The following is a 26,648-nucleotide window of genomic DNA, read 5'->3' as shown; positions in this document are numbered from 1 at the left end:
CTTCAAAAGCTGACAAAAAGGAGGCTGAGAAAAAATCCCCTCCTCCTTTATTGTTAAATATTATTTATTATTTGTACACTCTTGCCAGTTCGAAAATCTACCAAATTATAGCCGATAGTCCCCTTTTTATTTTCAAAGGCAACTTCCCAAGTAGGCTTATCTTTATATACTCCTAAATTGATATGGAGAACCTTCTTAGGATCATAGCGATCGACTACACCTTGGACGATTTCCTTACGTATAGGTGCACTATTTTTATTAATAACTTCAGTTTTACCACTTTTAGCATTGATAATAATATATCGGTATTTATCCTTATTTGTTAAACCACCAACAGAATAATATTGCTTATCTCGAGTATAGTTGCCAAAATAGTCAGGTTCGACTATCTGAGCCTTTTTCTCAGCAATATCATTTGCCTGTGACTTCGCACTAGAATATGGTGCAAATGAAATATTTATGTAAGTCAGTACCGATACTATAGCCAATACAACTAGCGATATTCCTAATAAAATCTTTGTGCCTTTAGTCATAATTCTTCCTTTACTTAGTTATCAGAAATAGTATATCAACTTTTTACCTAATTCAAAAACTCATTTATATCTTTTTTAATCAAATCCATACTTTCGTTGACGACTGGAAGTCCTTTTGGAAGAGAATCCAAAATTTCTTTACCATAATTTTTGGTCAAAATACGATTATCCAATAATAAAATTACACCTTTGTCTTCTGGATTACGGACTAAACGTCCTAATCCTTGGCGCAATTGCAGAATTGCCTTGGGTAACGTATCAACTTTAAAGACATCTAGCTTCTGTTCGTGCAAAATATCTTGTCGGATCTTAACGTCAGATTGTTCCGGTGATTCAAAAGGAATACGTGTAACAATAAGTATTTCCAAGGTTTTGTTCGGAAAGTCGACACCTTCCCAAAATGAATTAGCACCCAACAAAACTGATCGTTGGCCAATAGCAAAGCGTTTCTTGATCTTTTCATTTGAGCCGCTCACACCTTGTGCCAATATCTCCCACTTTTCTTTAATAGTAGTTGACATCAATCGATCATAAACATGACTTAATGTATTCAATGAATTGAAGAGGATCATGGTTTGATGATCCATATCGTTTAGAATCTCAACAATATAATGAGTTACCATTTCATAATACTCTTCACTGCTCAAAGATTGAATATCAGATATCTGATCTGGTAGATATATTTTACTGTTTTTAGACATATTGTTAGTATCTGGCAAAATAACCATCTGATTGATCTGATTTTGGCTCAGTTGCAAATTCATAATGAAGTAAGAGAAATCTTTTTGAACGGTAATTGCTGCACCGACCGCAAAAATCTGGCTGAAACGGTCATTGGTTGCCTCAACTTGATCATGAATATCAAATTGACGCCAGCTTAGTTTAAGACTATTAGGTTCATAGTAATCACGCATCTCTATCTGTACACCAAATTCATCGCTAGGGACATGTAGTGATTGCAACAATTTATCCAAATTTCCTAATTCACCATGCAATTTGCTGTTTTCAATAATGAGATTAGAAATAATTTTCGATAACTCAATTGAAATAAAATTCTTCTGAAAATTGTATTGATCGAACAATGTATCAATTCGATTAACTACTAGCGTTAATTCGACGATTAAATCCGAAATCAATTCAACTAGTTCTAAATTATCTTTACCAAATTTTTGTTCACTATCAATTATTGAAACGAATTGTTCGCGGTCCTTAAAACTAACTTCATTTTTAACATAATTATCAAAAATATTATATTCAATTCGCTGCATTAATTCATCGATCACTTGAAAATGTGCTTCCATATCTTGAAGATCTTGATAATTCCACAATTGTGTCGTTACTTCAGTAAATGCATATCGAAGTGTGACTCTATTTTGATAGAGAATGTCACTTATTTTTCTGACATATTCATTCAATCTTAAGAAATCAACTGTTGGTGAAGCCACATTTCTCAAACTGTCAGACAGATGATTAGCTTCGTCGACGACGAGATAGGAATTCTCACCCCAAATCGTACTATCAATGTTTCTCGATAAATAAGATTGATTAGTAACTAAGATCATTGATTCTTCATAGCGGTTTTGTTGATAAAGCCAAAAATCATCTTCGCTAAATAACGTTTTAGTCTTTAATGCACCACGGTGACGAATGATCGTAAACAAGGGACTATTGTAATTAGTCAAATGCAGTTCACTCAAGTCTCCTGTCGTTGTCATCGTTAACCAAACAATAATTTTCATCTTTAGAATTGCTGTATGACTATGTAGTTTATAGTTATCGATAGATTCGAAAAATCTATCCAAATCTATAAAATTATAACTACTTTTAACTATTTCAGCATGGTGACTATTACCTGTTACTTGATTTAATAATGGAATAGCTTGTTCAGCAATTTGCTGTTGCAAAACCTTAGTAGTTGTTGCGATAACTAACTTCTGTTTCCCATTGATCAAATAAGATAGTGGCAATAAATATCCCAATGTCTTACCGGCACCAGTAGGTGCTTCGATTAGATTCCACTTTTTTTGCTTGTTACGATGCTGACTAGTTTGATAGATATTATCCATCAGCTTAGATTGGTTCTTACGATAATCCAGAATACCATCAAGAAGTTTCTTCTTCTTTTCTTTAGTATCAGGATATTTTTGACCACTATTTAGTGTCTCAGTTATATGAAAATCCTTTTTACGTAGAACTAATCCATTTTTTTCATATAAGTAATCCGGCAGAACAGTGTTACTGTTCGCTACTTTTGCTAAAACATTTTTAAATACCAGATTTGTCTCACGCAAGGTAGATTTACCCAGTCGAGCTAATAATTCAAGTGTTGGAACGGGAAGCTGTTGCAACCGCTTATTGATCACTAAGAATAATTTGGCGGTTACCAATGCATCGCTGTCAGCACGATGCGGATTATCATGTTCAATACTCAAATAATGGGTCAGATCTTGTAACTTATAACTACTGATCGTTGGAAATAGGATCTGTGACAGTTCGACTGTATCAATAGCCTTTACGTTCAACTCATTCATACCAATTCGCTTTAATTCACGATTTAAAAAAGTTAAGTCAAAATTTACATTATGAGCGATAAAGACACGATTCTTGAGAATTTTGAAAATATCTGGTGCGACATCTTCAAATATTGGAGAATCGGCAACATCTTTGTCACTTAACTTGGTCAATGCGGTAATTCTGCCTGGTATTGGAACTTGAGGATTAATTTTTTGATTGTAGACCTTTGTTATCTTTCCATCTTCAATGATCGCACAACCAAATTGAATAATACGCCCGTTGTCATGCCAATTAGCATTTGTTGTTTCTAAATCAACAACAGCGTAGGAATTTTTCAAATTAATTCACCACTCATCTAATTTAGATTTTTATTCAAATCAACCATTTCATTGATCTTTAAGAAATAAAGATACTTACCTAGAATTGGCTTATTTTTAATCGTTGAAATAGCCTGAGCATAAAGATTTAATTGACCAGAGTAATCACTAATTTTCTTAGATAAATTCTGACTAGTTACATTATCAGTTTTATAATCAAAAATCTTTATTCCATCTTCTAATTCAATCACACCATCAATAATACCATGAACTAGTATTTTATCATTGAAAGAATCGCTATCGATTTCCTTTTTGAAGAGTTTTTTAGCTGGCATTAGGGATGAAAACGGAACTTCACGTGAAACTGATTGACTATTGGCGACAATATCTTGCCCCAATTCACTTTGATAAAACTTAGCTAAACTATTTAAATCAATCTTTTTTGCTACTTCTGACTCAATAATTCTGTCATTTACTAGATCAGTTACCAAATTTTGAAAATCAGCCAATTCTGGTGTCTGGTCAATCTTGATTCTTTGTAAGACCAAGTGAGTTGCACTACCAACATCTGCAGAAGAAACCTTTGATTGTGCTAAAAATTTAGGCTTAGCAAAGCTTTCCATATTGTAGCGTCCACTATCACTTAATAGATTAGATTTAGACATTTTTTCATCATCTGGGTCTGCAAATAGCCCTTTGATCTCAGAAACGGATTGATAGGCAGTAGTTTCAACTGCTTCTTGATATGGATATTTAAAATCTAAAATATGATCGACCGTCTGTTTGAATAAATCAGATGGTTCTCTAACATCAACAACTTTTAGTAAACCATTGTCACTTTTATCATCAATTGCTTCATCAAAAATAATATCGAGATTTAAACGACAATATTCATTTTTTGCATAATGATTATGTGAACTGATTCGGTCATAGCTGTTTAACGATCCCATACCAATCAAATTCTGATAATTACCAGCTGCTAGTCTTGACCCATCATCTATAACTCCGTTTTTAGATAGCTTTACCTGATCCCACTTATTGACCATTTTGGTAGTGTCCTTGTCATAACTCACGATGATCAATTTTTGCTTAGCACGTGTTAAAGCCACATATAATAAACGCATTTCTTCAGATACTGTTGAAACACGTTTTTTCTCACTAATAATTGCATGCTGCAAAGTCCGCACTGCGACACGAGTTTGCGTATTTAAAACGGTCAACCCTAATCCTATTTCAGAATCAAATAAAGTCTCACTATTAACATCACGCATATTAAATCCGCTACCGGCATCTAGCAAAATCACAACTGGAAATTCTAATCCTTTACTAGCATGGATCGTCATGACTTTGACAGTATCTTCAGTTGCTTCAATGCTATTTGGCTGCGACAAGTCTCGATCCATTTTTTCCATACGCTGAATAAAATCAATAAAGGCATGCAATCCTTTAAGGTTATTATTTTCGTAATCACTGGCACGCTGATATAAAACATGTAAGTTAGCTGCACGTTGCTTACCACCAGGCATACCTGAAACGTATTCCAAAATAGCTGTCTCTTGATATATCTTCCAGATCAATCGAGAAATTGTATTTTTATTGGAAAAATCACGATAAGTATCCAGTTGAATCAAAAACGACTTCAGCTTTCGAGCTAATTCTGGCTGTGAGTCTTTTGCTGAAACGTAGTCTAACATTGCCGTATAGTAATCTTCATCTTTATTAATCAAACGAATTTGGGCCAGTTCCTCTTCGTTTAAGCCAACTATCGGCGAGCGAAGTACAGCAACTAGCGGAATATCTTGACGAGGATTGTCGACAATTTCTAACATCGACATCATGATTTGTAATTCTGTCGTTTGAAAGTAGTTTTGAGCATCAGTCACCATTAATGGAATCTCTGCTTTAGCGAAATACGAGATCAAGTCAGTATTGTTATTACGATTTCTAACCAGAATGGCTATATCTGAGTACTTTAATGGACGTACCTCGCCTTTTTTGGCATCAAAAACCTGAAAGTTATCTGTCATCAATTTCTTAATTCTTTGAGCAGTAAAGTGTATCTGGCTCTGTCGACGCTCGATCTTATTGGCTTTTTCTTCATTTGTTAGGATATACATTTCACTGGTTGTATCAACTTCTTCAGGAAAATTAGTTCCCACAACTAGTTTAGATTGATCATCGTAATCAATCTCACCAATGTTTTTATCGAATATTTTTGTAAAAATCGTATTGACCAAATCATCGACCTGTTCTGAAGAACGGAAATTCTTTGACAGTTGAATCAATTCGTCAGGATTATCATCCTTTTGAAATTTTTCGTATTTACCTGCAAAGATGTACGGAGCCGCCTGACGAAATCCGTAAATAGACTGCTTAATATCCCCTACCATAAAAATATGATTCTCATCAGTCTTCAATAGTTGAATGATTCCCTCTTGCATGGCATTGATATCTTGATACTCATCTAACATAATTTCGTGGAACTTATTTTGATAATAATTAAGAGCAACTTTATTACCTTGAACCTCAGTCGAAAGGATCTTCATTGCCATATGTTCAAGATCATTAAAGTCTAGAACTTGCTGACGATTCTTTAAGCGTGAGAATTCCTTCATAAATCTTTGTTCGACCTCAACTAGTTTAACAATCAGTTGTTTGGCTTTAGCAATCTCTTTTAACGTGTCATCTTCATTCAAAAGGAAAAAGTCATTAACCAGGTCTTTGGTGATTTTAGTTCCTAAATCTTTGCGAATGTCCTTAAGTATCGACATACGATCTTCATCAGGTTCGACATCTTTAGGAGCAGTACGCTTCCTAGTAAAGCTTAGATTAAAGACTTCTTCACGCAATTGGTTATAATCAATATCTTTTCTTACATCATCATGTATTTTTTTAAGTTTATCGAGCATATCTTTAAATACAGGCGTATAAGTATTGCTAACTTCATCTTCAACGGCAATATCCATACCGCTCTCTAAAAGATTCTTGATCTGTTCTAATTTATTCAAGATCTGTGGAGAATAAAGTAATTTGTAAAAATTAGATTCGTTCAAGGGTGAATCAACTGTATAAATATTTGTCAGTTGGTCCAACCACTTATCTGTTTGATCATTTGTAATAGCAAAGTCATATAATTTATAAATAATGTCAGTTAGTCCGTCATCACTACGATCATTGGAAAAATTATCAACTAATTTTAAATAATCCATATCGTGTTTTTCATAATAATAATTTCTGACATTGTCTAAGGCTTGATCTTGAATCATAGACTTTTCAACTTCGTCACTCAAAAGTCTAAAGTTTGGGTCGAGGTCGATCACGTAGTAGAATTTTTTGATAATACTTAGACAGAAAGCATGTAAGGTGCTGATGTTTGCGATCGGGATTTTGAAGATTTGTTCTTGTATATGTTTTCGTAAAACTTTATTTATTAGATTATCATTAGTTAGGTCTTTCAAACGACTAACTAGTCGATCCTTCATTTCTGCCGCTGCAGCCTCCGTAAAAGTAGCAACTAACAAATTATCAACATTTTCACCTTGCTTAACCATCTCAATAATGCGCTCTATCAAAATAGTCGTCTTACCTGATCCAGCTGAGGCAGAAACTAAAATGTCATGCCCATGGCTATTTATCGCTTGTTTTTGTTCTTTTGTCCATTCAGGCATTATTCTCCATCCTCCAGAATACTTTGAATTTTTTCCAAAACATCTTGCTTATTGTAGTTAATAATATCGTGATAATCGTTCTCGGGTAGCATGGCATCAAACTCAAAAATGGACTTATAGTCACTATATTGCAATCCTGTATTCAAGTTACGATCTCGATATGGGTTCAAGCAAAGTTTGCCCGAATAAATGTCGTTTCCTGCTGTGGTTATCAAGTGTTTGTTATAACTTAGTATCCTGAACAAATCGTCCTGAGTAACTAGATTGTCACTCTTAACTTTGACATCCCCACTCTTTGTCTTACTCATCGGTAGAACAGTCGAGTTTCCTGAGATCAAACGTGTATCCAAATTTTCTATCAAATCTTCATCATCAACGATCAACCCTGATAACTTGAATTTCTTTAACAACTCCAGTTCAGGATGAACACCCTTATTCAAGACAATTTTGGGATTCTGAATATGTGAGTAAAAGGCTCCAGCAATCTTCGTCGGCTTACCTTCTGACAACAGATCTAAATTGGCTGCCAAACTCTGTAAATAAGTTGGCATTTGCATCGATAGACCCTCTAAAAATTCTGAAAATGAGAATTTATGTTCACTGGATTTATAGTCGATAACCGCTAAATAATTTATATCATCAATCGTTAACTCATCGATTCGGTCAATTTTTCCACGAACATTTATCTTATGGTCGTTAGCTAAATCAAATGACAATCCTGGCAAATTATGTTGATTCCTAATTCGACCAAAAGTAACTTCTGAAGCACGAGGTACAAACTCATTATGTGTTAACTGTTCTTTCATAGACATTATCAGTTGCAAAACTGTTGATTCTAACTTATTAGAAATAAAGTCCATTCGATCATTGATCCTAAAAATACGATTCTCAGAAAAGCTTATCTGAGTTTGGAATATTTGATGAACTAACTGCTGAATCTGATCATCTGACAAATATTTTAGATTTGAACTATCATTATTCAGATGTTTAACTAATCCATCTAATACGGCATGGAAAAGTGACCCAGTTTGAGCTGGAGTAACTTCAAAAATCTGTCTTGGCTGTAAACGCAGGCCATATTTCAAAAAGTACTCATATTCATTCTTATAGAACGTCTCTAAACGAGAAATAGAAACGTTGACATTACTTCCGTATAATTCTGAAACGGTATCAGTATTTAAATCATGGGGTAAATTTTTATAATTCAAAGAATCCAAAACAAATTCAGTCTTTTTAGGTTCTTCATTATAAAGTCGATCACGAACGTATTTCCATTGATTAGAAATATCTGACTTATTGTCAACCGCAGAACGTGACACGCGAATCAGATAATTCAAACTAGACGATTTTGAACCAACGTAACGAATAACCTGCTCCGCGTCCTCATCTGCTTCAGGATTGAACAAAATATCCTGTTCTTCTAGCTTGAAGTGATTCTTGATCCTGACAACATAACTTGAAAGGTCCTTTTGTTTATTATCTTCAGTGAATCCCGGATAAGTAAAAATCAGACGTGTGCTAGGCGTCGTGAAGACTAAGTCATGCAAAAATGGTTCTGAATTATTGACTATCTCGTCAGAATCTTTCAAGAACTTATCTTCGCCTAACGAATCTGAGATCAATTTGCGCTCATCATTAGTAATAATGTTATTTGAAACAGATGCCGCCGGCATATTCTCTGTTGTAGCTCCAAGGATCAAAGTGATCTTACGATTATTAGGCTGAACCATCCCAATTTCAGAAATATTGACAGCATCTAAGGTAGAAGGTATCTGAGAATACTGTGCTGTCTCAAAAGCTGCATCCAAGATTTCAATAAAATTTTTAGAATTGAATTTTTCATCTTCAAAAGTATCTACATACTCATCCAAAATCTCATTAAACTTATTTACAACTTGCTCAGGTTGATTAGCCAATGATAAATCATTCTGCTCTGTGGCTTGCTTTTGCCAGGCCAACAATTGTTCAAATACTCCGTGCCTACTCAGAAAATCATACAAAAAAGCTGCACCTTCTGTGGCACTATGTTCATCTTTAAAGAATTTATCCAATTCACTAAAAATACCCTTGACGAAATTTTTGATCAGATTGATCAGACGATACTTCTCAATTACTGAAGCATCAATGACTGCATCTAAGTCAGCAACTGGTTCAAAGTCATCTCCTAGCCAATTCTTCTTAGTAACACCGGCTGCCAAAACATAGTTTTCTGTCAGATCAATGGCATTACGATAAGCAGCAATTGAATCAAAATTATCAGGGATCAATAATTCAGCTCTCAATAAAGCAATTACATCAGCACTTTGCATTCCACGATTTAGAACGGTAAATAAGAGATCGATCAATTTTTTAAATGGATGATCAGTCATTTTCTTTTCCAAATCAATAAAATACGGTACATCGTTTACTTCCATAAATGATTCAATAAAAGAACGATACTGGCCTAAATCTCTGGCTACGATCAAGAAATCACGATAACGCGTATTTTGAGTTGCCACTAATTGACGAATATAAGTGCTGGCAGCTGAAACCTCAGTTTGCTTATTTGTACACTTCCAAATCTGGATCGAGTTAACATTCTTTAACTTAGCATCCCCATCTACTACACCGGCACTGCTTGATTGAATCCAATAATCCTCTAACTTAGCAATATCAGGATCAATTCGTTCATCAGTAGCAAAGTTGTTATAAACAGGTATTTGGTTATTCCTAGCTAGCTGATACAGCTTTTGATAGGTATTCTCAGGTCGATAATAAAAACTAGCTGCATCTAACTCACCTAAAACAGGTTGCTCAATAACTAACGAAATATTGAAACTAGCACCGTTTACGATCAACGAATTAACTAAATTAAGTTCAGCCGCTGTAAATGAAGAAAAGCTTTCTACATAAAAGTAATAGTTCTTAGATTTTAAATCCTGATCCAAATATTTTGATAAAGAATTTAATTGGTAGTCAGCTGTTTCATAATCTTTGGTTGCTTCAAGATAATCACTGTAGATCATATTTAACTCAGCTACTTTATCTTTAAACAAGGCTTGATCATCGATTTTTAATGATTGTTCAATGTCATCAGGCTGAACTTGACCATTTTGAAATTCATTAAATTGTTTTGATAGTTGTTCAAAAAAGCCACTTTTTTCAGTCATACCTGAAAAAATTTTAAGTGACTTTTTATTTTTATTTATAATATTTCTCAAAATCATTGCTGATTTAGTTGAAGTTAAGCTTTCAGTGGTAAAAGTAGAGTTGCTACGTAAAAAATACCAAGCTAATCGAGAAAACGAAAAACTCTGGACGTTACTAGTAGCAATCAGGTCATCATCATCGTTCCCGAGTTCCTTTAACATATTAATTTCTGACTCAAACTTAATATGATTAGGCACTAGGAAAAAGAACTGGCCTTCTGGATTCTTTTGATAATCTTTTCTAAAGAGTTCCATCATTTTTTGATGGTGATCAAACTGGTTTTTTCCCAATACAAAATTTAATGTCATAATATTTCTCCCTAAAAAATTTTATCATATTTACGATAATTATATTGAAAGTGGAAATCCGGACAATAGATGTATAAAATAAGTACTTGAAGAAATTAAGAGGTGAGCATGTGCTTAAAGGAATTGGAAAAAGTCACGGAAAGACGATCATTATGGGCGAACATGCGGTAGTCTATGGCTACCCTGCTATTGCTGTACCCTTGGTCAGTATTCCAGTGATCGTTAAAATAAAGCAAAATTCAGAAAATATTTTATCGTCAAAATATTATGTTGGTAAAATATCACAAATACCTGATACACTCTCAGGTGTAAAGTACTTGATCGAATTGTTAGATGAACACCTGAATAAAAATAAAATAAACTATGCCATTAGTATCGACAGCAATTTACCGATCGAACGCGGTCTGGGTTCATCTGCAGCAATTGCGGCTGCATTAACACGAGCCTTTTTTGATTTATTCGATTGCTCTCTAGACACAGAAACACTTCTAGAATATGTTAACAAATCAGAAACCGTAACACACGGTAAAGCTAGTGGATTAGATGCATTAACTGTTATTTCAAATAAACCAGTACTCTATAGTAAGGATACGATCGAACACTTCAATTTTTCATCAGATGGATTCATCGTTATTGGGGATTCTGGTGTCAAAGGAAAAACTAAAGAAACTGTCGCTGATGTTCATCAAATGTATCAAAAAGACCAAGTTACAGTCGGTTCATATTTAGAAAAACTAGGCGCATGTACCTCAACAACTAAGAAAAGCCTGATGGATAACAAATTACGTCTTTTAGGACAAACATTTGATCAGGCAAACAATATTTTAACCAAATTGAATCTAGCAATACCTAAAACTGATCAATTAATAGACGCTGCTAAGAATGCCGGATCACTCGGCAGCAAGATCACTGGCGGTGGACGTGGTGGCTGCATTATTGCTTTAGCAAAAAGCCTAAACAATGCCACTATGGTGCAAAAGGCACTTATCAAAAACGGTGCTGAACAAACTTGGATCCAACCACTATCTATCTATGCGGAGGAAACTGACGTTGACTAAAACAGCTCGGGCCTTTACTAATATCGCTCTAATAAAATATTGGGGCAAAAAAGATCAAGAATTAAAACTACCTTATACAAACAGTTTGTCACTAACATTAGATCGTTTCTACACTGATACATCATCTGAAATAATTGATTCAAATAAGGATGTTATCTCTTTAAATGATACGTTACTCAACGAAGAAGAAAGTAAACGGATCGTAAAATATTTAGATAGTACCCGAGAAAAATATGATTTTTCTGAACATTTTAAAATCAATTCAGTTAATCATGTACCTACATCGGCTGGATTTGCTTCATCAGCTTCTGGGTTTGCAGCATTAGCTGCTTCGATCGATCAAACAATGGCATTAAATCTTGATAAATCTCAATTGTCGATTTTAGCTCGTCGAGGATCTGGTTCGGCTAGTCGATCGATCTATGGTGGATTCGTTGAATGGATTGCTGGAGACAATAATGACAACTCATTTGCCGTTCCGATCGATGAAAATCCAGATATTGACTTAGAAGTCTTATCTGCTGTTATAAATAAGAAAGCTAAGAAAATCTCATCGACCGTTGGTATGGAAAAAAGTGTCGAAACTTCCCCTTTTTATCCAAATTGGGTTAAACTAGTAGCTTCAGAAACAAACGAAATCAAACAGGCAATCGAACAAAAGGATATTCAAAAAATCGGTGAGATTGCTGAACACAATGCGATGAGTATGCATGCATTGACATTATCCGCCAAGCCTTCATTTACATATTTTGAACCAGAAACTGTTGAAATAATTCATTTAATTCAAGAGCTCAGACAAAAAGGCATCTTGGCGTATGTTACTATAGATGCTGGTCCAAACGTAAAAATACTTGGAACGCATAAATCTATTGAACAAGTTAAATCTTATTTAAATAATTTATCTGATGTTACTACAGTTGTAGCGAATATTGGTCATGGTATACAATACTTCTGATACAGATATTGAAAGGTATGATATTTTTGTCTACAGGAAAAGCACCTGGAAAGTTATATTTAGCAGGAGAATACGCTGTTGTTGAAACTGGTTTCCCTGCTGTTATCGCTTCAGTTAATCAGTATGTTACTGCCACAATCACTCGATCCGAGGATGGCGGTACAATTCAATCTAAAAATCTTAATAAAGAACTTATTCATTGGGACCGACAAGGTACAGAATTAGTCTTTGACGATACTGAAAGTCAATTACAGTACATCTTGGCGGCCATTAATTTTGTAGAAAAATATGCTTTAGAGAGAAACAAAGAATTGGCATATTATGACCTACTAGTTACAAGTGAACTTGATTCTAAAGATGGTAAAAAATATGGTCTAGGATCATCAGCTGCTGTAACAGTTGCTGTTGTCAAAGCCTTAGGAGAGTTCTACAAACTCAAGTTAACACCAATGGATATTTATAAGTTGGCTTCTATCGCCCACTTATCCGTTCAAGGAAATGGTAGCTTAGGAGATATTGCTGCAAGTGCCTTTGGTGGTATCGTTGCTTACAAGTCACCTGATCGTAACTGGGTCTTCAATATAATTCGTAACCACAGTCTATCAACCGTCCTTGAACTTAATTGGCCCGACCTTGAAATTGAAACTTTGATTTTGCCAAGCGATCTCGAATTAACTGTTGGTTGGACTGGTTCTCCAGCCTCAACTTCTATCTTAGTTGACCGTATTGCTTTAACAAAAGCTCAAAAGGTTGAAAAATACCAAAACTTCTTAAAAGCCAGCCGTAAGAGTGTCGAAACTCTGATTCATGGTTTTAGAACTTGCAATTCAGAATTGATCAAAGAAATGATCAATCAATATCGTACATTATTAGCTGACCTAGCTGAATTTAGTAATGTCCATATCGAAACAGAATTATTAACTAATTTATGTGACATTGCTCAAAAATTAGGTGGTTCTGCTAAAACATCTGGTGCTGGTGGTGGAGATTGTGGAATCGTCATCAGTGACCGTGATCTAAACCTAGATTTATTAGAGGAGAAATGGAAAAACGTTGGTATCACTCCCCTATCCTTAAAAATCGGAGAAATAATTGCTAATGCCTAAACAAGACAAACAAATTCAACGTAAAGTTGAGCACCTCTTTCTAGCCGAAAAATACTATACTGACGAATCATTTGCTGATTTTGACAATGTTAGATTATTACACGACGCATTGCCCGAACTAAATTATCACGATGTTGACTTGTCGGTTGATTTTCTAGGTTTTAAAGCTAGTTTACCGATTTACTTTAATGCCATTACTGGTGGATCAAAACAATCAGAACGATTTAATAGTGAACTATCAAAGTTGGCCAAAGAATTAAACATCCCCGTATCAAGTGGATCAATGGGTGTTTATTTTAGGATTCCTGAAACTGCAAGCAGCTTTAAAGTCTTGCGTGAAAATGATCCTGAGGGATTTGTGATCGCCAATGTATCTGCTAAAGCAACACCTGAAATGGCACAACAAGCTGTTGACCTTATTTCTGCTAATGCCCTACAGATTCATTTAAATGTCACTCAAGAACTCGCTATGCCTGAAGGTGACCGAGAATTTGTCTGGTTAAAAAATATTCAGGCTATCGTTGAAAATATCTCTGTACCTGTAATTGTCAAAGAAGTCGGCTTTGGAATGTCACAAAATACAATTCAAAAGTTAAAAGACATTGGTGTCATGCACATTGATATCGCTGGTTTTGGTGGGACTGACTTTGCCCAGATAGAAAGCGCTAGAAATCACGAATTAGATCTCACCTATTTGGATCAATTCTCACTTTCGACCGTCGAATCATTGATTGAAGCTAGACCATTTCAAGATAACCTGGATATCTTTGCTTCAGGTGGTATCCGCACACCAATGGATGTCATCAAAGCACTGAAAATGGGTGCTACATCAGTTGGTATGTCTGGATTAGTATTACATCACCTGCAAAAATACTCATATGAAGAAACAAGTCTCTTCTTTGAAAGTTTTATTGTTCAACTAAAAGTGATCATGGCTAACATTGGTGCTCAAAATATTGAACAAATAAAAAAAGCTCCCATCATTTATGATGAAAGCTTGATAAATTATGCTAAACAACGTCAGATCAATCTACTTTCTTAATCCTTTAGGATAAACGTTTTTGATCTGTTTATTACTGTATCGACCCCAACTGAAGAGTTTTCCTTGATAACTAAGGCCGATCCACTTATTAGAAAAATCTTGTTCTACCATGACTGATTCACCATGCAAATATTTAGCAAATTGGTCATCAGTTAATTCACATATTGATTTCAAATCATCAGGTTTGAGCGCTAACATCCATGAGATGCTGGGCTCAAACCTATTTTTTTTGAGTTCTCCTAGTTTTAATCCATTACGCAATACATGTAATTTTTTAAATCTAGTATCAAATGTAGCGGCTTGATAAAGATCTTCTTTAACTTTAAAAATCTCTGACAATGAATTACTCGTCAAATTTTGTTTTATAAACTTATCCAAATAACTCATTTCAACTTTTGTAGGTTGATTCTTGAAAATCCTAACTTTAACTGCACTAGCTGAACCGTTTTTGACCATCTTACAAATGAAGTGCCCTTCACCGTTAAATTGATCAGGAAACATTCTTAAAGCCTTAGTCAGATCTTGATTGTCATGGCCCCATTGTGGACGACCATCTTCCATACCGGGATATTTTTTGATCGGTACGATTTCTATTTCTGGATGTCTCTCAATAAATTCTGCAATGTTTTCTTCATTTTCTTCTGGTGCAAAAGTACAAGTTGAATAAACTAATGTTCCGCCGTCTTTTAATAAATTAAAGGCTGAATCTAAAATATACTTCTGACGGTTAGCACACTGTTCCACATATTCTGGTGACCAATATTGAACTGATTCTGGATCTTTTCTAAACATCCCTTCACCAGAACATGGCGCATCAACTAAAATTCGATCAAAATATCCTTCAAATCCATCTTCCAGATCCTTAGGTGAATTGTTTATCACTACTGCATTTTTGATACCCATTCTTTCAACGTTTGAGGACAGGACACGTGCTCGTTTGTTATTTATCTCATTACTTACCAAAAGCCCCTGAGAGTCCATTATTGAAGCCAGATAAGTTGTCTTGCTCCCAGGAGCTGCACAGAGATCGAGAACTTTTTCGTCAACCTGTGGATCAACCACTTCAGCAACATACATTGCACTTGGTTCTTGGCTATAAACGTAACCTGACATGTGGTCGATCGAGTTACCATCAATATCTCCAAAGTAACCGATCTTAGAATATTCAATTGGCTGATCTAAACTGTATTGCACATTCTGATAATTATTTTTTAAAGGATTGAGTCGAAATGCATTCTGACTATCAGTTTCGATAGCCGCAAATAGTTTTTCCGCCCTATCACCTAACAAATTTTGATATTTAGTTTTAAACTCATCGCTTAAATTAACTCTCATTAAATCTTTCACTCCGTTCGTTTCACGAAAAATATTTGATGAAGTCCGACAATTATTGCCAAACCTACTGAACCGATCATAAACATATTAAATGTTGTATGACTGATTATGACGATTTTCCAACTTACGATTAAATATCCTGCTAAATAAGGAAGCAATGTATACAATAAATATCTAAGCAACAAACCATTTCGATAATTATTCTTCAAATCTCCCGTCAAATTAGATCTTTGCAAATCATATTTTAGTGGTACCAAAATATAGAATTCAACCGCGATTGCCAAAATGAATAACAAGACAATTCCGACTTTATAAAGTTCTCCATTGTTCTCAACTTTAACAGCACTGAAATCATCTGTCTGAGGACTGTACTTATGGGAACTTCTAACATGCAGCGTCTTCTTGATCCTGCTGTAGCTTTCCTTAGAAGTAACTGCCCTACCATCTAGCACAGTAACTACATTTTTCAGAGACTTTTTAATTTTAGGCTGATTGGGTGACAGAGAAATCAGTGTCTGATCATTCAACAGATCAGAATTTCCAAAACCCATCGTACCGATCACCGAAATATAACGTTGACCGACCTTAATATAAGACTGACTCTGCGGTTTATATACTTCGATCTCAGAACTTTTACCTTGAACGGCAAATGGAATTTGGGATGAAAAATCGCTCTTAGAAAAATAACGTCCAGATATTATTGGTAATTTATCATTCTTTTTGTAGTTATAAATATAGCCAATGTCACTATTATTCTTATCAAAGAATGTTATCTGATAACTGGTCAATTTCTTCTTGTTTAAATCTTTAATTGCGGTAACCAAACTCTTTTTAGAATTAGTTTCTAAAACAGTCGCATCTTCGCTCATTCCCAAGCGATTCATAGTATTACTATATTTGATCGAATCACTTTTAGAAATAGCAGTTCCTGCCAATAAAACTACAATAAATATGACAATACTAGAAATTATTTTTTTCATTCAATCCACCTAGTCTAACTAATACTTGTACGATAATTCATTTTACACTAATAGAGATAGTGCGACAAAACATGGTCAGATTTTGAACGTTAAGGAAAATAGAAGCAGTAATCGATTTTGATTACTGCTTCTATTTTGTCTTAAGCGGAGGAAGCTATCTTTTGTCACAATTTACTTAACTAAATAAATTCTGTCGTTAACAAGATCATAGTGTGAATATATTTTATTTAATTGATCTATTTTGGTGTCTTCAACTATTTCAGCATATTCCCAAAACTTATGACTATTAGTAGCTCCATTTTTTTCACCGATCACAAACAGCTTTAAACCAGCTTTCCTAGCTAATTGTAAAATATCATAATCGATTTTCTCTCGATCAGGACTCCAAGCCAACACCACGGCGTCAACCGCGTTTTGGTATTTTTCTAAAGCCGTAATAGCGTCCAAATTCTCAACTTCTACTAAAGTTTTTAGACCGGTCTGACTCTGCTTGGCCCAACTAAGATCATCGGTACAGATCGACTCTACGTTAAAATCTTTGAAACCGCGTGAAATATAGCCATTACCAGCCATCAATTCTAAATACTGGGTATCAGGATACAACTCACTCCAAGTTTTCATAAAATCTTCAGTTATCGTAGCCCAATAGCCAAAACGAACTTGTAAATAAGTCCTGAACTCGCGCAAATCATGATCGAATTTTTCCAATTTTTTTACGGCATCATCATATGCATCTTGATCTAAATCCATCAATGAACCTAAATAACTGTAAAGATCCTTTTCAGATAATTGGAACTGTGGAAAGTGATATTTAGGTAATTCCTTGTCCGATAAAGCTTGGCAAATATGATCCATAAAATCAATTCGAGCCTTAAAACGTCTTCCATTGGGAAGTACACTTATTTCATCTCTTAATTCGCCGATATAACTCAAACTCATAATATCACCTCTAAATTAGATACTTCTTTGCTACCGGGATCAGACTGATGATCCAAACGATAACTAATGAAACAACCATTGCTAACGCGAATACGCCTAAGAAATTCAAACTATTGACATAGTATTGTGCTAAACGAATACCAATTCCGTGTACCAAGTATACTCCGTAAGTCAAAGGAGCAATATACTCGATAACTTTCCCCATAAATGAAGGAACTTTCGGATCAATTTTCTTGAATGACAAGAAAATCAATGCTGATATAACTGGTACAAAAACTGATGGTTCATACCCTGTAACTGGAATATGTACGCTGCTGTCATGATATGTCCAATAGTTGATACCGATCATCGTTGCTATCAAAATCACACTGACAAATAAATTTAATGACAAATGCAACTTCTCCGTATCTACTTTAGATAACTTATAACCTAAGATAAAGTACCCTAATGATTTAGAAACAAAGAACAAGTTACCAAAATTATCAACTTTAAAAATATCAGACCATGGGTTTGGCATAGTGACAACCAAGAATGGCAAGATCATATTAGTGACGAACCATAAGATCAACGCATAATTCAGCAATTGATCATTCATATTATCAACTAAAGCCTTAATTATTGGCGAAAGTAGATAGAATGCTATCAACGGATAAATGAACCAATAAGCCTCCAAAACTGGTTGATGATAGATCAATGACATATTTTTCAAAGTTAAGTGCCATGAAAAGCCGGTATTCGGATCGATATATTGGAAGAAAGCCGTCGAAACAAATGACCAGAACACAAATGGTATTAAAACCCGTGTCAATCGATGCTTGAATAGATACCCTATTCCATAAGTCTTTTTACTATTGAGCAGGTTTGCTCCACTAATCATAAAGAACAATGGTACAGCAGGTGTAACAATGACAATAATCGCATTGGCCAGGTTCCAATAATTTGAAAATGACTTAGTGATCAAAATATCGGCGCTGGAATGAGCCATAACCACACCAAGCATGGCTACAACTCTGATAAAATCAATATAGATCAATCTTTTAGATGAATTAATAATAACGATCCCCTTAAAATAAAATTCTTAAATATTATACAATAGTTAGTCTGTTAATTTGTTAATTAAAAAAGATTTAAAAACAATACAATTATTTCCAATAATCTCCAAAAAGTGTAATATTCTAGTTAGTATACATACGAGGTGAATTATGGCAAACAATAGAACAAGACAAAAGCCTAAGAAGGAGGAAGAAGGCGGTTGGAAGTTTTGGTTGCAAACGATCGCATTAACCGCAGCCATTTACGCAGTCCTCTTCCTTCTTATGCAATTTGTTTTTTCAAATGACAAGGTTTCAGGACCCTCGATGCAACCGACCTTTGAAAACGGGGATAAGGTAATCGCAGTTCGACATACTAAGCTATCTCGAGGCGATGTAGTTGTTTTGAAGGCTCCTGACGAACCTGGATCATTTTATATTAAGCGTATCATCGGATTACCTGGTGATACAGTTGTTTCTAAGAATAACAAGATGTACGTCAATGGTAAAAAGTTAGACGAATCATTCTTAGATGCAGGCTCCAAGGTAAAAGAACCAGATACAAGTATTTATGCTAATACACCATACAGCTATACTTATAACTTTACATTAAGCAAACTTGCTAAAGAATCATCAGAATACAAGCAAAGATACAGCACCAGCTATCTTAAGAAAGTTGAGAAAACCAACAAAGTACCCGCAGGTTCTTACTTTGTAATGGGAGATCATAGAACAGTTTCTAAAGATAGTAGAATCATTGGTTTCATCAATAAGAAGAGTATCATTGGTGAAGTTAAATGGCGTTACTGGCCACTAAATAAATGGTCAACGTTTTAAATAATCTCGTCTTAATGCTATTATTTAACTAATGGAGGTAGTGATATGGATAAACCAAATATTGCTGAAACAATTATTCACTTTGAGCGTGATAAAAATATGAACGATACACAATTTGCTTTTGAAAGTCACCTTTCAGTTGAAAGGATCCATAATCTTAAATCTGGTGATTATGAACCTACAGCCGAAGAAACAAAAACAATTCTTGAATATATCAAGTTGCATTCATAAACGAAATTATCGAGTGGACCAAATGGTCCACTCTTTTTTTGTACCCTTTTTTAGCACCTGTATCTGTCACAGTAGCTAGTTAATGTACTAATAACATATTGATAGATCTACCGTTATGAATTACCTTCCAATAATCATAACGCCTATAATTGACAACTGTCGTTAGGAAATATTAATATATGTAATATAAGAGCAATAAATAAGAGCTGATTATTACGTATAGTAATATTATAAAGGAGGCGTCATATGCTTTTAGGACAAACCATTCAAAATAAACGTAAATCATTAAATCTCAGTCAAGAAGAATTGGCCGATGGAATTTGTACTCAGGCTGTAATTAGTAAAATCGAAAATCAGAATACCCCCCCTTCAATCAATTTTCTAATTGCTATTTGTCAGAAATTACATCTGACTTTGGACCAAGTCTTCTCCGAATTCTCATCCTTGCCATCTAGCAATATGACACAAGATAAATTCCAAATTCTTGATAACGCCGTTCAAGACGATGACTATAAGACAATTGAAGCTGAGATCCTTACAATAAAAGAAAGCACCCTCCCCTCTCGAGAGAAAGCACATCTACATTTCCTATTTGCCAAATTAGCTGAATCAAAAAAAGACTTCGATGAAGCTATCTTTCAACTTAATTATTCTTTGGAATCATTAACGAATCGAAGTGTCTTTTGGGGAACAATGATCTATGCCGAACTAGGGTCAATTTACTTAGCTAAATCCCAACTAGATAAGACTAACTACTATTTAGACTTAGCATTTTCTGGCATTGATATCGTCGTAAATTCCAGCAGTGAATATTTTTACTATCGTTCTATGATTATTCTTTTAGCAAAACAGTATTCAAAGAATAAAAATTACGAACGCAGTGATCAATTAATAGCTGCCGGGTTACATAAATTTAGTAAATACTTTACGGCTAAATTTACGGATGAATTATATTACCTATCGGCTGTAAATATCCTTAGTCAGACACCAATTGGCTATAACAAGTTAAGTCATGCTTTGACAGCTGCAATAGCTTTTGCCGATTACAACGACAATAATAAGTTACTCGACCAAATAAAGAATCTGATGAGCTCTCACAACATCAATGAGCTCAAAATTAAACCTTAATCGCATTTCCAAACTGTTCGTCGACACCTAATAAGTCGTATGGGCTCAAATAACGAGTCTTCATAATAATGTCAACTATTCGTTTCTTACTCTCAGGTTTGCTCTTAGATAGCCAATATTTGATCGTATCAAGTAGAGCTGAAGTTATGATCTCATACGCGTAGTCCTTAGGGATCACATCAACATTTTTGGTATTTCCTTTATCCAGATAAAACCCATTGTCGACTATTTGGCGAAAAATACCCTTAATTTTTTTCTCAAATGATCCGATGGTCATCAATACTTTAATCAGCTCAAATTCTGACTCAATGTAATCAATCACCAATCTGATCACAGGATATGCATTATCCTTATTAGACGTATCAAGATTGTCATTAAGCGTCTGCCCCAATGACTTTAAAACAGACTCTTCATAACACTGAAGCAAGTCATATTTATCATCATAATGAGCATAAAATGTGCTACGGTTTATTTTTGCAGCCGTAGTAATATCACTAACCGTCAAAAGTTCAAATCCTTTGGCCTTCATCAATTTGATGAAGGCCTTTTTTATTTTGTCTTGAGTTTGCGTATTTCTTTGCATAATTGAGCCTTCCTTAAATATACATTATGTCGTTTTAGTTGAATAATATGACCAATATCCAAGCTAAATATAGTTTCTTAATACAACACTATGTTTGTATAACAATTGTATCATGACGGTACTCTAAGTCAAATATAGACATTATTCTAACAACATTTATAATATAGAATCATTTATATTTTAAAAACATAAATTATCCCACCTAACTTTCATTTCAGAGAATAAAAAAGAGCAGTATCATACTTGAATTATCTCAAGTACAATACTGCTCCTACCCTATTGGTGATATCCAAAACTATTTGATATATTTTTACCAACGTAATATTATCTTTTACTAATTCACGACTGTATATTATTTTCTCTTTATTTGAACCTCGAAGAACTCCCCAAATAATAGACGTCACTTTCATCGACTCGATCCACATGGCAACTAAATATTATCAAACCTGAAGATATAATATTACTTCTAATATTTTTTGTTATGTAACCTTATTTCCCCTTTAAGAAATCATAGATTCTCTGGTCATGAAAATAAATATAGACTCCTTTAACTCCACGTTTCAACAACACATTCATTGAATTAAGAATTATCTTCTGCTTTGCTTCATCAATATCAGAAATATCATTTAAGTGTCTCTTCTTGAACGCTTCATGATCTTCATACTTACTAACATCAATCTTAACTTTACCATTACCGTCATAAACCACCGATGGACCTATGATCACGGCCACATAATTAAGGTCGAATCCTTGAATCGTATAGATAGACCCTACTTCATCAATAGTTGACGCCTTTTCAGCCCAAGTGACGTTAGAGTAATTATACTGGTCCCAGGGCAAATGAAATCTACCTTCATTAATAAAATGTTTCTTGCCATCTAAAGTCGATGGATAGTCGGCTGTCGATACGATACGTGATTTCTCGACCGTTTGATTATCTAAACGTACCCTCTGATACATCTTTTCTGCATCATTAAAGATTTTGAAATCATATCCTTGAAACGTCCCGCCTAAGTAGTTCTCTGATTTCTGATCAATTGGATCTAACTGCAATTTATTGGTAAAATCGTCGATCCAGCTGATAATCTTTCGTGGAGCTCTCATCCGCATCTGAACGTGTAGTGTATTTAATTTATATCTCAAATCATAATTTGAAACTAATTTATCAATAATGGACTGCGACCAATAGCTCTTCATCTTTAAAACCTGACGTTCATCATATACGATCACAACAACTTTACTAAGCTTGATGATCTCTTCCAGTTGGTTACTCTGACTAAAGTTATTATATTTATCTGCCTCACTAAGTAACAAATGAGCTTCATCAATTACAACAACGTCGGCCTGTCTATGATCCTTGTGCATTCTATTAATGAAGGTAGTCGGACGAAGAAATCTATTCTTACGCAGTTCCGCAAATAATCCAGCATTGTCCTGATAAACCTTCAATAGTTCCGGATGATTGACCAAAAAGTAATTATCGTGACCATCAAACTTAGCAGCCTGTTCCATTTTTAGAAATAATTGAGTTAAAATGACACTTTTACCCGTTCCAGCATCACCATTTAGTTGAAACAAACCTCTGGTATCGTTATGCAAATTATCCTGACAAAAATTTAATATCTCATTTAAAACATCCTGCTGCTCATCAGTAAGGTGTTTATTTGGTAAAACTGACTCTAACATAATACGCTCCTCAAATAAAAAATCCGCATCGAGTATTCCCGATACGGACATTACTAATATCTATTCGTCACTCTTAAGAACGCCACCAACTGCATAGTGCTCCTTCTTCATTTCACTCAAAACAACATGAATATGTTCTTTAGGTGCACCTGTATTTTTGGAAATAGCTTCGGTAACATCCTTGACCATTCCTTTAAGTTGTTCATGATTGCGTCCTTCGATTAGTTCGATGTGTACTAGTGGCATAATAATTCTCCTTTATTCATCAGCGCTTCAAACGCTTAATTTAGTGTTAAACGGCTCTACACCAGTACTTGAGTCTATTATGTAGAACTGTCCTTATTTTTTGTTTCACATCTTTTCATCATGTTTCGTACAATTTCCGTCCTCTATTTTTAGAGAATTCATTGCAAAATCATCTTATCCATCCAATGAACAATGCAAACAAAAAGCAACTAAATTATCTCACAATCTAGTTGCTTTTCAAACTGCTTATTCTTCATATTTCTTATTTATAGAGTTCAGGTTATTCCTGATCCCATACTCTTTAATTGTAAAAATATGAATACGTTGTAGTTATCTAGTTTTCCGTATATGGGATATTAAAGGTTTCGCCATCTTCTTGTATTGTATATATTAGATTATCATTATTTTCTCCTGGAACCACAGTATATCCAGCAATCTCAGGTGCTTTAATCGTAACTACATCACCTAATTTAGCATGACCTGTTTCAGTCTTCAATGTAATTGGAGCGGAACCAAATTTCGAACTGTCAAAATAATTGACAGTATAGGTTAACATTCCATCTGAATCGGTTGGTGTAGTGGTTGAACCGCCTTCATTAGGATCTTTATCACCATCTGGATTAGTAGTAGTAGTAGAACCGCCATTATTGTTTGTATCTGTTGTATTTGTATCCTCAGCATCTGGATTGTTCTTGATATATGTTTTCTCAGAACGTGAACTTTCTGATATTAAGCTTACATTATTAGCTTTAACCCACTCATTGGTAGAAACACGATAGTATGTAACACCATCGACAGTAACCTTCGTATCAGTCTTCCAGTCTGTGGTACCTTGTAAAGAACGGTTGCTGATCAACTCAGCACCTTCAAGTGGGTTTGTATACAATCTAGCATATTGAATATTGTCGACGCGAACAACACCGGTCAGATCCTGCTTTGAAGTTTCATCCTTTAAATCCATTTCCTTTGCGTTAGCGTATTCATTACCACCAACTAATAGGTAAGTTTCACCATCAACGCCTTTTACAGCCTTTGCAGTCTTCCAATCAGTACCATTTTGAAGACTTCGACTTGACTTATGAATGCTATCTTCAGTAACACTATTCCATAATGGAACTGATGTTCCTGTTGTTGAGTTTGCTGTAGCCACATTATTAACAGCTGATGCATCAACACTAGTTTGAGTCAACGCTGTAACACTAAGAAGTGTAATGAAAGTTAAACCACCTGTTAGCCAACCTTTCTTACCATGTACTAACTTAAATTTATATGTCTTGTCCTCAAGTACTCTACTTAAACGCTTTTTTCTAAAATCCATATCCTTTTCCTACCTTTTTTAATTTTTCATTTCATCACTTTAATATCAAATATAGAACAAATATTGCGATCCCAATTATTATGATTACTCCAAGGTAATTCATGATAAAACTTATTCCGTACATCAATGCAACAATGGCAATGATGGTAACAATACAACCGCACCCACATCCACATCCACCGTCATCTTCAACCCAATTCATTTCTTGAAAAACTCTACCTGGTTCCCAATGCCCCATAAATGTGTCACTCCTAAATAATTTCTAAAAATTTCTAAAAAGTATTATATATTTAATCGTCCCCCCCTATTTACTGCAATCCCATATATGACTAAAACGAGCGTCGGGGACAGTACAAAAAAAGAGTTGATACAACTGTTATGAATCCAGTTGTATCAACTCTTTGAGTAAGACACTTTTTTTTAATTTAAGACTGATTAAAACGCTCGTTTTAGTCATGAATTACAATAATTTCTATGCATTCATTATAAATCAAGTTACTCAATAAAGGAAGAACCTTTCTTAAAAGTTCTGGATAAATTCCTGTCTTTAGCAATCCTATAAACACTTCTCTCTGACACGTCACATTTTAAAGCAACTTCTTTTACAGTTATATCTGGATTTCGATAGTATTCTTCTATCTTATTCTGTGTCTCCATATCCAATCCTGGACGACCTAAAATTTTACCATCTAACCTAGCTTGATGTAATGCCTCCTTGGTCCGTGTTCGAAGCGTATTAACCTCAAATTCTGAGAACATGGCTAAAAGTTGCATCATCAGAATACCAGCAGCTGAACTAGTATCAATATTTTCAGTGACTGACTTAAACGCTATTTTGTTGGCCTTTAAATCTTCTAAAATATTGAGCAAAGCTGACATCTTTCTTGAGACTCTATCTAACTTAACAACTGTAAAAGTTACTGAATACCCTTTTTTAGACATAGATTTGGCATATCTAATAGCCTTAATAAATTCAGGTCGATTGTCCTTTCTGCCACTAATTTTCTCACTGTATATCTTAGTAACTTTATTATCTGATAGGATTCTCTTTTGCGCTTCAAATCCAAGCTTCTGTCTATCCTCAATCGTAGACACCCTCACATATCCTATTGCTATCTTCTTTACGCAACTACTTTCAACATTCATTAATAACACTCCTTATGATAAATCACTAATTATATTGTTATTAATAAATGTCAGTAATGCCATCATTTCATTTCATATATATAAGATCACTAAGTTGATGGCATAAATTTTATGCCATTAGATGAGTTAACCTATCTTACTCACTGAATACTTCATTATTTCGAAAGTAACTTGATTCAAATTTTAGTATTTGCAGTTCTTTGTAATAACGTATATAGAATAAATTTAGATTAATTCAATTATATTCAGATAATCATAAAAAACACTCAGGCCTTGATTGGGCTTAAGTGTTTTTTTAGGTATGGTTTATTCAGTTGGTGCAGTTACCTTTTCTTTATATTGCAAGGTAATTGTATTATCACCATCTTTTGTTACTTCTACACCTAGATCTGCTCCTTCCGTCACTAGATCATAGTTGCTCATATCTATTCCTTCTGATCCTTTTGGTGTTAAATCATCACCGTTTGCTGTGTATGTATCTCCAACTTTTTGAGCACT

The 26,648-nt window shown here is 34.5% G+C and carries 22 protein-coding genes; 7 read left to right on the top strand and 15 right to left on the bottom strand.

The window, feature by feature from the left end:
- Nucleotides 1–53 precede the first annotated feature (53 nt).
- From EKM60_RS07365 to EKM60_RS07350, 4 genes are read right to left on the bottom strand one after another with little or no spacing between them, the layout of a single operon-like run.
- Complete coding sequence (locus EKM60_RS07365; RefSeq protein ID WP_125713999.1) at nucleotides 54–533, bottom strand: cell wall elongation regulator TseB-like domain-containing protein; 480 nt, start codon at nucleotides 531–533, stop codon at nucleotides 54–56.
- Between the two features lie 47 nt (nucleotides 534–580).
- Nucleotides 581–3,385 (bottom strand): helicase C-terminal domain-containing protein, encoded by a 2,805-nt coding sequence (locus EKM60_RS07360; protein WP_125713997.1) that lies wholly within the window; start codon nucleotides 3,383–3,385, stop codon nucleotides 581–583.
- Nucleotides 3,386–3,402: 17 nt separating this feature from the next.
- Nucleotides 3,403–7,032, bottom strand: a complete 3,630-nt coding sequence (gene addA, locus EKM60_RS07355; RefSeq protein ID WP_125713995.1) for a helicase-exonuclease AddAB subunit AddA — start codon at nucleotides 7,030–7,032, stop codon at nucleotides 3,403–3,405.
- Nucleotides 7,032–10,529, bottom strand: a complete 3,498-nt coding sequence (locus EKM60_RS07350; protein ID WP_125713993.1) for a PD-(D/E)XK nuclease family protein — start codon at nucleotides 10,527–10,529, stop codon at nucleotides 7,032–7,034. The genes addA and EKM60_RS07350 overlap by 1 nt, the downstream gene beginning before the upstream one ends.
- Before the next feature lie 86 nt (nucleotides 10,530–10,615).
- Between EKM60_RS07350 and mvk the strand changes: the two genes are divergently transcribed.
- From mvk to fni, 4 genes are read left to right on the top strand one after another with little or no spacing between them, the layout of a single operon-like run.
- Complete coding sequence (mvk, locus tag EKM60_RS07345; RefSeq protein ID WP_225427024.1) at nucleotides 10,616–11,587, top strand: mevalonate kinase; 972 nt, start codon at nucleotides 10,616–10,618, stop codon at nucleotides 11,585–11,587.
- On the top strand, nucleotides 11,580–12,542 hold the full coding sequence (mvaD, locus tag EKM60_RS07340) for a diphosphomevalonate decarboxylase (protein ID WP_125713989.1): 963 nt from the start codon (nucleotides 11,580–11,582) through the stop codon (nucleotides 12,540–12,542). Before mvk ends, mvaD begins: the two co-directional genes overlap by 8 nt.
- Nucleotides 12,543–12,568: 26 nt before the next feature.
- The gene (locus tag EKM60_RS07335; protein ID WP_125713987.1) at nucleotides 12,569–13,648 is read left to right on the top strand and encodes a phosphomevalonate kinase; all 1,080 of its coding nucleotides are present in this window, start codon (nucleotides 12,569–12,571) and stop codon (nucleotides 13,646–13,648) included.
- Nucleotides 13,641–14,690 (top strand): type 2 isopentenyl-diphosphate Delta-isomerase, encoded by a 1,050-nt coding sequence (fni, locus tag EKM60_RS07330; protein ID WP_125713985.1) that lies wholly within the window; start codon nucleotides 13,641–13,643, stop codon nucleotides 14,688–14,690. Before EKM60_RS07335 ends, fni begins: the two co-directional genes overlap by 8 nt.
- On the opposite strand, the gene EKM60_RS07325 is transcribed toward fni, so the two are convergent.
- The 4 genes from EKM60_RS07325 to EKM60_RS07310 all read right to left on the bottom strand — a co-directional run bounded on the left by EKM60_RS07325 (nucleotide 14,679) and on the right by EKM60_RS07310 (nucleotide 18,977).
- The gene (locus tag EKM60_RS07325; protein WP_125713983.1) at nucleotides 14,679–16,025 is read right to left on the bottom strand and encodes an RsmB/NOP family class I SAM-dependent RNA methyltransferase; all 1,347 of its coding nucleotides are present in this window, start codon (nucleotides 16,023–16,025) and stop codon (nucleotides 14,679–14,681) included. The two genes, fni and EKM60_RS07325, sit on opposite strands and share 12 nt — an antisense overlap.
- A gap of 8 nt (nucleotides 16,026–16,033) precedes the next feature.
- Nucleotides 16,034–17,005 carry a hypothetical protein gene (locus tag EKM60_RS07320; protein WP_125713981.1) on the bottom strand — a complete coding sequence of 324 codons (972 nt, stop codon included), beginning with the start codon at nucleotides 17,003–17,005 and terminating at the stop codon, nucleotides 16,034–16,036.
- Between the two features lie 171 nt (nucleotides 17,006–17,176).
- Nucleotides 17,177–17,944 carry a hypothetical protein gene (locus EKM60_RS07315; RefSeq protein ID WP_225427022.1) on the bottom strand — a complete coding sequence of 256 codons (768 nt, stop codon included), beginning with the start codon at nucleotides 17,942–17,944 and terminating at the stop codon, nucleotides 17,177–17,179.
- 10 nt (nucleotides 17,945–17,954) lie between these two features.
- Nucleotides 17,955–18,977: an acyltransferase gene (locus EKM60_RS07310; RefSeq protein WP_125713979.1), complete on the bottom strand. Its 1,023-nt coding sequence runs from the start codon at nucleotides 18,975–18,977 to the stop codon at nucleotides 17,955–17,957.
- 169 nt (nucleotides 18,978–19,146) lie between these two features.
- Between EKM60_RS07310 and lepB the strand changes: the two genes are divergently transcribed.
- From lepB to EKM60_RS07295, 3 genes are all read left to right on the top strand, one after another.
- Entirely contained in the window at nucleotides 19,147–19,812 is a 666-nt protein-coding gene (gene lepB, locus EKM60_RS07305; RefSeq protein ID WP_125675876.1) for a signal peptidase I, read from the top strand.
- Nucleotides 19,813–19,857: 45 nt separating this feature from the next.
- Complete coding sequence (locus EKM60_RS07300; RefSeq protein WP_125713977.1) at nucleotides 19,858–20,043, top strand: LBP_cg2779 family protein; 186 nt, start codon at nucleotides 19,858–19,860, stop codon at nucleotides 20,041–20,043.
- A 246-nt stretch (nucleotides 20,044–20,289) separates the two neighbouring features.
- Nucleotides 20,290–21,171, top strand: a complete 882-nt coding sequence (locus EKM60_RS07295) for a helix-turn-helix domain-containing protein (protein WP_125713975.1) — start codon at nucleotides 20,290–20,292, stop codon at nucleotides 21,169–21,171.
- Here EKM60_RS07295 and EKM60_RS07290 read toward each other — a convergent pair.
- The 7 genes from EKM60_RS07290 to EKM60_RS11130 all read right to left on the bottom strand — a co-directional run.
- Nucleotides 21,161–21,754, bottom strand: coding sequence for a TetR/AcrR family transcriptional regulator (locus tag EKM60_RS07290; protein WP_125713973.1), 594 nt, complete (start codon nucleotides 21,752–21,754; stop codon nucleotides 21,161–21,163). The two genes, EKM60_RS07295 and EKM60_RS07290, sit on opposite strands and share 11 nt — an antisense overlap.
- Before the next feature lie 489 nt (nucleotides 21,755–22,243).
- Complete coding sequence (locus EKM60_RS07285; protein ID WP_125713971.1) at nucleotides 22,244–23,440, bottom strand: DUF2075 domain-containing protein; 1,197 nt, start codon at nucleotides 23,438–23,440, stop codon at nucleotides 22,244–22,246.
- Between the two features lie 60 nt (nucleotides 23,441–23,500).
- Nucleotides 23,501–23,686 (bottom strand): 2-hydroxymuconate tautomerase, encoded by a 186-nt coding sequence (locus EKM60_RS07280; protein ID WP_125713969.1) that lies wholly within the window; start codon nucleotides 23,684–23,686, stop codon nucleotides 23,501–23,503.
- Between the two features lie 334 nt (nucleotides 23,687–24,020).
- Entirely contained in the window at nucleotides 24,021–25,004 is a 984-nt protein-coding gene (locus EKM60_RS07275) for an SLAP domain-containing protein (RefSeq protein WP_125713967.1), read from the bottom strand.
- Between the two features lie 34 nt (nucleotides 25,005–25,038).
- The gene (locus EKM60_RS07270) at nucleotides 25,039–25,242 is read right to left on the bottom strand and encodes a hypothetical protein (protein WP_125713965.1); all 204 of its coding nucleotides are present in this window, start codon (nucleotides 25,240–25,242) and stop codon (nucleotides 25,039–25,041) included.
- A gap of 257 nt (nucleotides 25,243–25,499) precedes the next feature.
- Nucleotides 25,500–26,150, bottom strand: a complete 651-nt coding sequence (locus tag EKM60_RS07265; RefSeq protein WP_125713963.1) for a recombinase family protein — start codon at nucleotides 26,148–26,150, stop codon at nucleotides 25,500–25,502.
- A gap of 306 nt (nucleotides 26,151–26,456) precedes the next feature.
- A partial coding sequence (locus tag EKM60_RS11130; RefSeq protein WP_164508359.1) for a hypothetical protein occupies nucleotides 26,457–26,648 on the bottom strand: 192 nt, incomplete at its 5' end.

The sequence above is a fragment of the Companilactobacillus kedongensis genome, assembly GCF_003946625.1.
Classification (GTDB): domain Bacteria; phylum Bacillota; class Bacilli; order Lactobacillales; family Lactobacillaceae; genus Companilactobacillus; species Companilactobacillus kedongensis.
The sequence above is the reverse complement of the archived record's forward strand: the minus strand, read 5'-3'. Positions and strand labels throughout refer to the sequence as shown.